Here is an 11,322-nt window from a genome sequence, read left to right as displayed (position 1 = left end):
CCTGCGCCACGCGGAAGTGGCCGCGAAGAAGTACGGCCTGAAGACGGTCGACATCCTGGTCGAGTTGGGCAAGCGCCGCATGGTCGGCGGCCAGGAGGACATGATCGTCGACGTGGCGCTGGATCTGAACAAACGCGCAGTGGCCTGATCTCGCTGCACGCAGAGTTGTTTGTTCGGTATTTTCGAATGTGTCGTTTGGCTTTGCTGTCTTTTTCTGACCGCAGCGCTGCAATACAGTTTGCAATACTAATCATGCGATGGCGTGAAAGCGCTCATCGACAACACCGTGGCTATCGGACGCCAGTCCGATCAAGGAGGAGAGCAATGGCTGCATTGACCGAAACAGGAACCAGCAAGTTCGCACGGATCAACGAGGGCGACCTTGATCTGCAGGTTCACTACAACGACGCGGGCGAGGGTGAGACCGTCGTGATGATGCACGGCTCAGGGCCGGGCGCATCGGGTTGGAGCAACTTTCACCGCAACGTCGGCGCGTTCGTCGACGCAGGCTACCGGGTGATCCTTCTCGATTCGCCAGGCTGGAACAAGAGCGATCCCATCGTGTGCACGCGCGGTTCGCGCTCGGAGTTGAACGCGCGCGCACTCAAGGGGCTGCTCGACGTGCTCGACATCGAACGCGTCCATATCCTCGGCAATTCGATGGGTGGCGTGAACGCGCTGTCGTTTGCGCTGAATTTTCCCGAGCGTCTCGGCAAGATGGTGATCATGGGTGGCGGCGGCGTCGGCCCGAGCCTGTTCCAGCCGATGCCGCTCGAAGGCATCAAGATGCTGTTCGGCGCGTACAAGACGCCGACGATGGAGAGTCTGCGCCGAATGCTGGACGTGTTCGTCTTCGATCCATCGACGATCACCGAGGAGCTGATTGAAGGCCGCTTCACGAACATGATGGCGCATCGCGACCACCTGGAAAACTTCATCAAGAGCCTCGAAGCCAATCCGAACCAGTTTCCCGATCTGAGCGGCCGCCTCGTTGAAATCAGCGCGCCGACGCTCGTGACGTGGGGCCGCGACGACCGCTTCGTGCCGCTCGACAACGGCCTGCGCATGGTGTGGGGCCTGCGTGACGCGCAATTCCATGTGTTCAGCCGCTGCGGCCACTGGGCGCAATGGGAGCACGCGGACAAATTCAATCGGCTGGTGATTGATTTTCTGAAGCACTAAGACGGTTCGCGGGGAGGTTCGGTGGTTCCGCCGCGGATCTTCACAAGCATGCCCAACGCGGCGGAATCACCGCTAGCTCGCAACCGGAAGCGCTTTCCGGTTGCGGCACACATGACATACGACAAAAAAGATTGGAGACACGGTGAAAGCGAAAATCATGACATGCGCGATGGCCACGCTGATGGCCGGCGCGGCCCATGCCCAGTCGAGCGTCACGCTGTTCGGCGCGATCGACGCGGGGTTGACCTGGGTGTCGAACGCGGGCGGCCACTCGAATACATTCATGCAGGGCGGGATCTCGAACAACACAGGGTTCGGCATCTCCGCCATCGAGGACCTGGGCGGAGGAACCCGGGCCATCGCCAAGCTGCTCAACACGTTCGATATTGGCACAGGCTCGCTCTATAGCCCGGACCAGATGTTCCGGTATTCATACGTGGGCCTCGACAACGAATCGTTCGGCCGATTGACGATGGGTCTGCAGACCGACTTCATGTTCAACTACATGACGATCGATCGCTGGGGGCCGATGCTCGCATCGCTCGAACCGACTTTCACTCAGGCCGGCCCGTTCCCGCGACTCGGCGCGCCCGTGTTCGGATCGATGGACTTTCTACGTACCGCCGATCTGTACTCCACGCCCAACGCGGTCACTTACGAAAGCCCGCGCATCGGCGGCTTCAAGTTTGGCGCGATGTACGGCTTCGGAGGTCAGGCTGGCGCATTCAGCCAGAACAGCACGCAAAGCTTCGGCGCGAGCTACAACACAGGTCCGATTGCAATCGACGCCGCGTACACATACACGAAGTTTCCTACCATCGACAACGGCAACAGCGGACTGCGCGACTGGGGTGTGGGTGGCCGTATGGCGATCGGTAACGGTTTCGCAGCGGTGATGGTCGCGCAGGCGACCAACACCGACATCAACGCCCGCGTGATGGTGTACGACTTCGCCGCCACGTATTCGCTCACACCCGCCGCGATCATCGGCTTCGACTATCAGTTCAACGACGGCAACCACGTCCTCGACGACGTGAAGATGCATCAGGTCGGCCTGAACCTCGCTTACTACCTGTCCAAACGCACGAGCGTGTATGGATTTGCCGTGTATCAGCACGCATCGAACAGCGCACCTGCACTCATCCCGGGCGCGGGCGCGTTCTCGACGTCCAACAATCAGACGATGGTGCGTATCGGCATGATGCACACCTGGTGAGACCACGCGTGCGGCGCACAAGGGCCGCGCACATGAGCATCGGCATAACAAAACATTGGAGACATCCGTCATGGAAACAACGGTTGCCGCCCCTAACGGGCGCGCTGTCTGGAGTCTGCGTTACGAGGTCAAGGCGGTATTCCTGCTCGCATTGGGGTACGGTCTCGTGGGACTCGACCGCAACATTATCTACCCGCTCTTTCCGGTGATCGCCAAAGAGCTTGGAATGAACTATCAGGATCTCGGCCTGATTTCCGCTGTGCTTTCGCTGTGCTGGGGCCTCGCCTCGATTCTCACCGGACGGCTTTCCGACCGGATTGGCTGCAAGCGCGTAATCGTGCCGGCGGTGATCGCGTTCTCGCTGCTCGTCGGCGGCAGCGGCCTGGCAGCGGGGATGCTGAGCATGGTGTTGCTGCGCGCGCTGATGGGGATCGCGGAAGGCGCCTATGTGCCGGCGAGTATCGTTGCGACGGTCGAAGCATCGAAGCCCAGCCGTATCGGACTGAACGTGGGTCTGCAGCAGATGTCCGCGCCACTGGTGGGGCTGGGGCTTGGGCCGCTGATCGCGATCGCCATGCTGAAGGTTGTGCCCAACTGGCACTGGATCTTCGCGATCGTCGCGGTGCCGGGCTTCGTGATCGCCGCGCTGCTCGCGAAGTCGCTGCGTGCGGATGCGCCGGCCGGGCCGGCTAATGCCGCGCGAAGCTCGTCGTGGTTTGACGTGCTGCGCTACCGCAACGTCATTTCGGGCACGCTGCTGATGCTCTGCGCGCTCTCCGGCCTTGTGGTGCTCTCCGCTTTTCTGCCTAGCTATCTGACCGATCATCTGCATCTCAGCATGGATTCGATGGGTCTCGTGCTCTCGGCACTTGGCGTCGGCTGCTGCCTCGGCGTCGTGGTGCTGCCCGCGCTGTCGGACCGCTTCGGCTGCAAGCCGGTGATCGTGACCGCGCTCGGGTTCGAAGTGGTCGGCCTGTGGCTTCTCACACAGACCGGGGCCGATCCGATGAAGCTTTTCATCCTGCTTGCTTTCGTGACGTTTTTGATAGCAGGCGTCATCGGCATCGTCGTGGGGCCGTTCGCGAGCGAATCGGTGCCGCCCGAGTTGGGCGCGACGGCGACGGGCATGATCGTGGGCCTCGGCGAGATCATCGGCGGTGCGGTAGCGCCTGCGGTGACGGGCGGCATCGCGCAGCACGCCGGCATTTCGGTGATTCTGCAGATCGCACTAGGATCGGCAATTTTGGGGCTGCTGATCGCGGCGTTCGGAACGCGGGAGCCGAAGCGCGATTTCGCTGCCCGGCGTGCCGAAGCGGGTTGAGCGCAGCGCGTTGTCGCGCCTCGCGAGCGGGGCGCGTACCAGAACGAGATCAACAACCGACAAGAACGGAGACAACAAGATGAAGAAATTCCAGGCTGCAACGCTCGCCACGCTAGTTACGATGACATTTGCTATGTCGGGTGCGATTGCCCAGCCACAACCTGCCGACGAACCTGGCAATGCTGTCGCGGCGGCCAGTCAACCGAACCCTGCATCAATGACGAAGGCGCAGAAGAAGGCGGCGCGTAAGGCCGTCCGCAAGGAGGCACGCGCTAACCGGAATGCTGAGTTGAAGACGCTGGAGAGTGCGGGCTATAAGCCGGGCGGGTACGACCCGAACTATCCGGAGAATGCGCAAGGTGCAGAGAAGAAGGCGGGAGTCGCGCCGCCACAGCAGTGATGGGACGAGAGAATCAGAACGGGCTGAACGAGCACGCCATCTTGAGGACACTGTCAGGTTAATCGGGGCGGCGGTGAAATGAAGTATTGTGATCGCCGCCGATCTCGCCAGCGTTATCCGCCGCTCATCTGGACCACTTGCGCTAGCGCAGACACAAAAGCGTCCATATCGCTCTTGAGCATGTAGATGTGCGGTGATACGCGGAGTCCTTCGATGTGCCGCACCTGACGATACTTCACATGTATCTGATAGCGTTGCCGAAGCTCCTGCTCGATCTTCCTTGAATCGACATCGTCGATAGAGAATAGGCTGACCGCTCCCAGGTCCGCGTTCAACGGCGTGTGTAGCGTGAAGCCAGGTATATCGCGGGCGAGTTCGATCCAGTAACGGCTAAGCTCCTTTAACCGCGCGTGGATTTTTGCGGGCCCGATCTCTTGATGAAATTTCAGCGCTGGTGCAATGCCAGCCTGTAACGCCGAATTGTAGGTGCCGAGATTCCAGTGATCGAACTTATCGATGCGCAGCGGTGCCGGGTCAAAGGGAGCCAGAAGCGGCCATGTTTCACCGATGCGGCTTTCCCTGACGATCAACATGCCGTTGCCGACCGGCGCACATAGCCACTTATGAAGACTGGTGATGAAGAAGTCGCAATCGAGATCACGGAAGCTGACTGGCATTTGTGCAAACGTCTGCGCGCCGTCGACGATGGTGATGATCTCCCTCTCGCGCGCCAATTTGCATATGCGTTTGACCGGCATGAGCCGACCTGTCCAGTGCAACATATGGGTGAGCAATATCACGCGCGTGCTGGAAGTGATCGCTTCTTCATACGCCCTGACGATCTCGTCGTCACTGCCCATCACATCGAAGTCCACGCTCGCGACTGTGATGTGCTCCCTCTGCTGGCGCTGTATCCAGGCGGCACGCGCACTCGGATAATCCCACTCGGAAATTAACACCTGATCGCCTGCCGACAACGGCAGGCCGAAGATAACCGTCGACAAGCCCTCTGATGAGTTGCGATTCAGGGCAATCTCGTCCGGACTACAATCCGCCAATGCGGCGAGTTGCTGCTTGATCGACGGCAGGGCGGCGTCCAGCTTGCTCCACATATTGACGTCAGGATTCCGGCTGACGAGCCGGTAGGCATCAATGGTGGCCTGTTCAACGACAACGGGCGGCGGACTCACTGCCGCATTGTTCAAATTCATCAATGGTTGCTGCGTTGGGTAGGCAGCTCGGACCTTTTCCCAGAATTGTTCACCTGAGAGATCGCTGCTTGACGTCGTTCCCACGTTCATTCGCAAATCTCCATTGCACTCGTTTCCGCGAGGACTAATCCAGGCCGCCCTGGCACACATACTTGATCGCCAGATAGTCGTCGAGCCCGTACTTCGAGCCTTCACGGCCATACCCCGATTCCTTGACGCCGCCAAAAGGCGCCGCCTCGCTCGATATCGCGCCTTCATTGATACCTAATACGCCGGCCTCGAGCTGCCCGGCAACACGGTTGATGCGCCGCAAGTCCTGCGTGTAAAAATAAGCGGCGAGGCCGTATGGTGTGTCATTTGCGAGGCGGACCGCTTCAGCTTCGTCGTCGAAGCGAATCAGCGGCGCGATCGGGCCGAAGGTCTCCTCGCTGCCGAACAGCATGTCGTCGCTAGCGTCTGTTAGCACGGTCGGCGCGTAGAAGTTCGCGCCGAGTTCCGTTAGACGCTTGCCGCCCACCAGCACGCTCGCACCGCGATGGACGGCCTCTTCGACATGATGGGCGATCTTGTCGATGGCACGCGCGTTGATCATCGGACCGATCTGCGCGCCCGGCTCCGTTGCGGGCCCAACCTCCAGGCCGGCGACGCGCTTTGCCAGCAGGTTGGCGAACTCTGTGTAGACGCCAGCCTGCACATAGATGCGATTCGGGCACACACATGTCTGGCCGCCATTGCGGAATTTCGCCGCCATCAATCCGGTAACTGCTGCGTCCAGGTCGGCATCGTCGAAGACGATGAAGGGAGCGTTGCCGCCGAGTTCCAGTGAAAGCCGCTTCAATGTGCCGGCGGCTTCGCGCGCGAGATGCTTGCCCACCGGCGTGGACCCGGTGAATGTGATTTTGCGCACACGCGGGTCGGCGAGCCAGTCGGCGACGGCAATCACGCCTTGCTTGCGCGACGCCGACAGGATGTTCAGCACGCCATCGGGTAGGCCGGCTTCCTGCGCGAGCGCTGCAAGTGCGAGCGCGGTGAGCGGCGTGTCCTCGGCGGGTTTGGCGACTATGGTGCAACCGGCCGCGAGCGCGGGCGCGATCTTGCGAGCGATCATCGCCAACGGGAAATTCCACGGCGTGATCGCGGCGACCACGCCGACCGGCTCCTTCACCGCGGTCATGCGCTTGCCGCGTTGCTGCTGCGGAATCAGATCGCCGTAGATGCGCGTTGCTTCGTCGGCGAACCAGGCGACGTAAGACGCGCCGTATGCCACTTCGCCGCGGCTTTCCGCGAGCGGCTTGCCTTGCTCCATCGACATCAGTCTGGCGAGGTCTTCGGTGTTGGCAACGATCGACGCATGCCAGCGCCGTAAAATCTCCGCGCGCTCGCGTGGAAGCCTGTCCCGCCACGCAGGAAACGCGCGCGCTGCGGCGTCGGTGGCGGCCCGTGCGTCGACGCTGCCGCTGTCGGCCACCTCGGCAATGATTTTGCCGGTGGCCGGATTGCTGACCGTGAAGCACGCGCCGTCGAACGCGCCGGTCCATTGTCCGTCAACGAAATTTTGCCGGCGAATCAGATCAGTGCGGGTGAGTGCGAGAGACATCGAACGACTCCTTCATAGGGCCCTGGACAAGCCGGGCCATGCAGCGGCGCGCAGGCCGAGGCAGGGGTGAATGAATGACGTGACGGGCCTGACGGATCAATGCTACGCGTGCGACGCCGCCGATTAAATCAACGAATAGCGGTTCACCGCGAGCGCGTCACTTATTTTTGACGTGCTACAGCATTTTCTGCTGCGCACTGGCGATGACGACCCCGGAGCGCGTCACTGGCCTTCAGAAGATCACGTAGACCTTGCGCATCGTTTCCTCGACTTCCCAAAGCCCTTCGGTATTGGCTTCGAAGAAGAGCGTGTCGCCGCTCTCGAAGTGGATGGTCTCCTCGTTATCGGGCGTGAAGCGTCCGCGCCCCGCGATAAAATGCATCACCTCGGCCTGCTTGATCGAGCGGCGGTAAGTGCCGGCGGTGCATTCGAAAATGCCGGTATCGATGGATTCACTGCCCTTGATGAGGCGCTGCATGCCCGACACCTGAATCGGCGTCGTGCCGGGCAGTCCAACCTTGCCCCAGTCTTCGAGATTCTGCAGATTCACGCTTTGCTTGAGCTGCTGTACCTTCATCTTCACGTTGCCTTTTGAGTGTGCACGGACTGCTTCAATCACCGCTGGTTTCGGTGCTGGTCACCGTCTGCTCGATCTTGCCCAGCCGCACTACGGTCACGCCGGGTCGAAGTTGCCGCAGCGAAGGCATGACGAGCATGCAGTTGTCGTAGGGCGTGATGACCGCCTCGCCGTTGGACCAGCCGATTACGGCGCCGGCCTCGGCGAAGATCTCCAGACCCGTGTACGGCGCCGCGAAACGAAAATCCATGCTGGTGGCCACTACCGGCTGCGTCACCCGGACGATGTGCTGCACGGGCGGCAACGGCGCGATCCACCAGGCCGGCAGGTCCGCTTCGTCGATCACGCCGGCCAGCAACAGGAAGCGCGCAGTGGTGTCGCGCGCGACCGCAACCGCGCTCTGCTCCCAATGCTGTCCGCATTCGATCAGCAGCGCGTTCTTCGGACTGGCAGGGTTGCCGAAGCCTTCGTAGTCGCGCATGCGGCGGCCTTCCGGATGGCCTTCGTCGCAGATCACGGTGGCGGGTGTGCCGAGTCGCACAGCGAGATCGGTGCCTTTTTGCAGCGGTCCCGCCACGATCAGCGGTTTGCTCTTCTCGTGCATGGAGTGCAGATCGAGCAGGGCGTCGACGCTGTCGATCACCGGCCGCATCGCGCGCGCCCGCGCCAGTTCGCTGGACGTGCGGGAGGTGTCGTCGAGCACCGCGGCCATCCACACGCGATTGAAATCCTGATCGACGAAGCGGGCCGCATCGGGTTGAGCGGGATCGAACCGCTGATACGCAGCGACGTTGGCGAACGCCAGCGTGAGGCGCCCGCGCCGCGGCCGCAACCCGCGGCGCAGCAATGCGTCGACGACGATCGCACCGCACACCTCGTTGCCGTGCGTGAGCGCGTTGATCATCACGTGCGGACCCGGTGCGCCCGAGTCGAACGTATGGACGTAGGCAACGCCGGAGGTCGATTGTTCGTGAACCGAAATATCGGGGAATTCGACTTCGATGGGGTAGGCTTCCATGCTCATGCGAGAGTGTCCTGACAGAGAGTGAGCGAGCGGCTCAGGCGAGTCTTGCCGCGATCGCCTGGCCGACTTCGGTGGTGTTCGCCTTGCCGCCGAGGTCGCCGGTATGCGGGCCTTCCACCAGCGTGGCTTCGATCGCCGCGAGTATCGCGTCGTGCGCGTCGCGTTCCTTGCCCGTGGAATTGCCGAGGAAGTCGAGCATCATCGCGGCCGACCAGATCATCGCGATCGGATTGGCGATGTTCTTGCCGGCGATGTCGGGCGCCGAGCCGTGCACCGGTTCGAACAGCGACGGAAACTTGCGGTCCGGGTTCAGGTTGCCCGATGGCGCGAGGCCGATCGTGCCGGTGCAGGCCGGCCCGAGATCGGACAGGATGTCGCCGAACAGATTGGTCGCCACCACCACGTCGAAGCGATCCGGGTTCAGCACGAAGCGCGCGCAGAGAATGTCGATGTGCTGCTTGTCCCACTTCACGTCGGGGTACTGCGCCGCGATGCCGGCCGCGCATTTGTCCCACCACGGCATGCTGATCGCGATGCCGTTGCTCTTCGTGGCGACGGTGATCTGCTTGCGCTCGCGGCGTTGCGCGAGATCGAACGCGAACTTCAGCACGCGCTCGCTGCCGTGGCGCGTGAACACCGACTCCTGCAGCACGAATTCGCGCTCGGTGCCTTCGAACATCACGCCGCCCACCGACGAATACTCGCCCTCGGTGTTTTCACGCACGATCCAGAAGTCGATGTCGCCCGGCTTGCGGCCCGCCAGCGGCGACGGCACGCCGGCGAAGAGCCGTGCAGGGCGCAGGTTGATGTACTGGTCGAATTCGCGGCGGAACTTCAGCAGCGAGCCCCACAGGGAAATATGGTCGGGCACCGTGTCCGGCCAGCCGACTGCGCCGAACAGGATCGCGTCGGCCGATTGCAACTGGGTCTTCCAGTCGTCCGGCATCATCTTGCCGTGCTTCGCGTAGTAGTCGCAGCTCGCCCATTCGATGTGCTGATACTCGAGTTCGATGCCGAAGCGCTGTTTCACCGCGTCCAGCACGCGAATGGCTTCCGGCATGACTTCGACGCCGATGCCGTCGCCGGGAATGACTGCGATCCGATATTTCTTCGACATGGTGTGCTCCTCCGTTGGGTCTTCTGGACGATTCGATAACGGCTATTTTATTCCTGCTGTTTGAGACTAAAATGGTCGCTTTAGTTAAGCCACTGTGCACGATTCGTGTACAAACTCCGCTGCCTCCATCGATCTATGAGCGCCGTCCCATCACCCGATCTCGGCGATTTGCGCGTGTTTTGCGAAGTGGCGCGCAAATCGAGTTTCAGCGCGGCGGCGGAGGCCCTGTCGGTGTCCGCGGCCTACGTCAGCAAGCGCATCAACGTGCTGGAGACTACGCTCGGTACGCGTTTGTTGCACCGTTCCACGCGCCGGGTCGCGATCACGGAAGCGGGCGAGCGTGTGTACACGTGGGCGGAAAAGATTCTCGACGATGTCGATCAGCTCGTGGAAGACGTCTCCACCACGCGCCGCATTCCCGGCGGCAAGCTGCGCATTTCCAGCAGCTTCGGCTTCGGCCGGCGCTTCGTCGCGCCGGCGCTTGCGCGCTTCTCCGAGCGCTATCCACAGTTGAGCGTGCGGCTCGATCTGTTCGATCGTCTCGTTGACGTGGGCGGCGAAGGCTTCGACCTGGATGTGCGCATCGGCGACGAGATCGCACCACATCTGATCGCGCGGCGGCTCGCGTCGAATCATCGTGTGCTGTGCGCGTCGCCCGGCTACCTCGCGCGGCATGGCGCGCCGCGCCAGCTTGCGGAGCTTTCATCGCATGCGTGTCTTGCGATCAAGGAGCGCGACCATCCATTCGGTCTGTGGCGTTTGACCGTGCGCGGCGAGCCGGTCTCGATCAAGGTCACGGGGCCGTTGTCCACCAATCACGGCGAAGTGGCGGTTCAGTGGGCGCTCGCCGGACGCGGCATCGTACTGCGCTCCATGTGGGATGTAGGGCCGCTGCTCGCAAGCGGCCAGTTGCAGCAGGTGCTGCCCGAGGTCACGCAGCCGGCGAATCTGTGGGCGGTCTATCCGGCGAGGCTCGCGCAGTCGGCGAAGGTGCGGGTGTGCGTGGACTTTCTGAGCGAGGAATTCGCGCAGTGGAGTCCGCCGGCCGAGGGGGCGGCCGGCGGGGACATGGCCGGAGTTGCCAGGCGTTAACCACGTCGCGCGACGTCGCGAGCGTCGCTCGCCAAAGTCTGAGCGGCAAGATCCGGCGGCTCGGAGAGCAGGCAACGCCTAGTGGTGATTCTGCGAGAACAGCGTTTCGAGCGGGTAATGGCTCTTCACGAACGGCGACTTGATGATCACGTAGCTGAAGTACTTCTCGATACCGATGTCGCGTTCCAGCAGACCTTCCACGATGCTCTGGTAGTGGCTCACGCTGCGCGTCACGAACTTCAGCAGGTAGTCGTAGCCGCCGCTTGCCAGATGGCACTCGACGATCTCGTCGACGTCGCGAATCGCATTCACGAACTTGATGAAGTCTTCCCGCCGATGATCGGCGAGCGTGACTTCGGTGAAGACGATCTGCACGTCGCCGAGCTTTTCGAGCTGGATCTGCGCACCATAGCCGATGATGTAGCCGGCTTTCTCCAGACGCTTGACCCGGATCAGGCAGGGACTGGGCGACAGCCCGACCGCGTCGGCAAGCTCGACGTTGGTTATGCGGCCTTTTTTCTGCAACTGGGAAAGTATGCGCAGGTCAATCCGGTCTAGCTTGCAGTCGCTGCTCATCGTAACGTC

General features: G+C 61.9%; 11 protein-coding genes and 1 pseudogene. 6 read left to right on the top strand and 6 right to left on the bottom strand.

The window, feature by feature from the left end:
* From FVF58_RS47860 to FVF58_RS52125, 5 genes and pseudogenes are all read left to right on the top strand, one after another.
* A pseudogene (locus FVF58_RS47860) lies at nucleotides 1–148 on the top strand (4-hydroxy-2-oxovalerate aldolase); the annotation flags it as partial.
* Between the two features lie 176 nt (nucleotides 149–324).
* On the top strand, nucleotides 325–1,182 hold the full coding sequence (locus FVF58_RS47855; RefSeq protein ID WP_149676507.1) for an alpha/beta fold hydrolase: 858 nt from the start codon (nucleotides 325–327) through the stop codon (nucleotides 1,180–1,182).
* Nucleotides 1,183–1,324: 142 nt separating this feature from the next.
* Nucleotides 1,325–2,398, top strand: coding sequence for a porin (locus FVF58_RS47850; protein WP_149676506.1), 1,074 nt, complete (start codon nucleotides 1,325–1,327; stop codon nucleotides 2,396–2,398).
* Nucleotides 2,399–2,468: 70 nt separating this feature from the next.
* Nucleotides 2,469–3,719: an MFS transporter gene (locus tag FVF58_RS47845; RefSeq protein WP_149676505.1), complete on the top strand. Its 1,251-nt coding sequence runs from the start codon at nucleotides 2,469–2,471 to the stop codon at nucleotides 3,717–3,719.
* A gap of 79 nt (nucleotides 3,720–3,798) precedes the next feature.
* Entirely contained in the window at nucleotides 3,799–4,119 is a 321-nt protein-coding gene (locus tag FVF58_RS52125; RefSeq protein WP_188131197.1) for a hypothetical protein, read from the top strand.
* 113 nt (nucleotides 4,120–4,232) lie between these two features.
* On the opposite strand, the gene FVF58_RS47835 is transcribed toward FVF58_RS52125, so the two are convergent.
* The 5 genes from FVF58_RS47835 to FVF58_RS47815 form a co-directional block, all read right to left on the bottom strand.
* Nucleotides 4,233–5,420: an aminotransferase class V-fold PLP-dependent enzyme gene (locus FVF58_RS47835; RefSeq protein ID WP_149676504.1), complete on the bottom strand. Its 1,188-nt coding sequence runs from the start codon at nucleotides 5,418–5,420 to the stop codon at nucleotides 4,233–4,235.
* A 34-nt stretch (nucleotides 5,421–5,454) separates the two neighbouring features.
* On the bottom strand, nucleotides 5,455–6,927 hold the full coding sequence (locus tag FVF58_RS47830) for an NAD-dependent succinate-semialdehyde dehydrogenase (protein WP_149676503.1): 1,473 nt from the start codon (nucleotides 6,925–6,927) through the stop codon (nucleotides 5,455–5,457).
* Nucleotides 6,928–7,159: 232 nt separating this feature from the next.
* On the bottom strand, nucleotides 7,160–7,504 hold the full coding sequence (locus FVF58_RS47825; RefSeq protein ID WP_149676502.1) for a cupin domain-containing protein: 345 nt from the start codon (nucleotides 7,502–7,504) through the stop codon (nucleotides 7,160–7,162).
* Between the two features lie 34 nt (nucleotides 7,505–7,538).
* Entirely contained in the window at nucleotides 7,539–8,528 is a 990-nt protein-coding gene (locus tag FVF58_RS47820; protein ID WP_149676501.1) for a M14 family metallopeptidase, read from the bottom strand.
* 34 nt (nucleotides 8,529–8,562) lie between these two features.
* Nucleotides 8,563–9,645, bottom strand: a complete 1,083-nt coding sequence (locus FVF58_RS47815) for a tartrate dehydrogenase (protein ID WP_149676500.1) — start codon at nucleotides 9,643–9,645, stop codon at nucleotides 8,563–8,565.
* Nucleotides 9,646–9,780: 135 nt separating this feature from the next.
* Between FVF58_RS47815 and FVF58_RS47810 the strand changes: the two genes are divergently transcribed.
* Nucleotides 9,781–10,737 (top strand): LysR substrate-binding domain-containing protein, encoded by a 957-nt coding sequence (locus tag FVF58_RS47810; RefSeq protein WP_149676499.1) that lies wholly within the window; start codon nucleotides 9,781–9,783, stop codon nucleotides 10,735–10,737.
* A 78-nt stretch (nucleotides 10,738–10,815) separates the two neighbouring features.
* Here FVF58_RS47810 and FVF58_RS47805 read toward each other — a convergent pair whose 3' ends face one another.
* Complete coding sequence (locus tag FVF58_RS47805; protein WP_011491802.1) at nucleotides 10,816–11,313, bottom strand: Lrp/AsnC family transcriptional regulator; 498 nt, start codon at nucleotides 11,311–11,313, stop codon at nucleotides 10,816–10,818.
* Nucleotides 11,314–11,322 lie beyond the last annotated feature (9 nt).

This window comes from Paraburkholderia panacisoli (assembly GCF_008369935.1).
Taxonomy (GTDB): Bacteria; Pseudomonadota; Gammaproteobacteria; order Burkholderiales; family Burkholderiaceae; genus Paraburkholderia; species Paraburkholderia panacisoli.
Note: the sequence above shows the minus strand (reverse complement) of the source record. Positions and strands in the feature narration are given on the sequence as shown.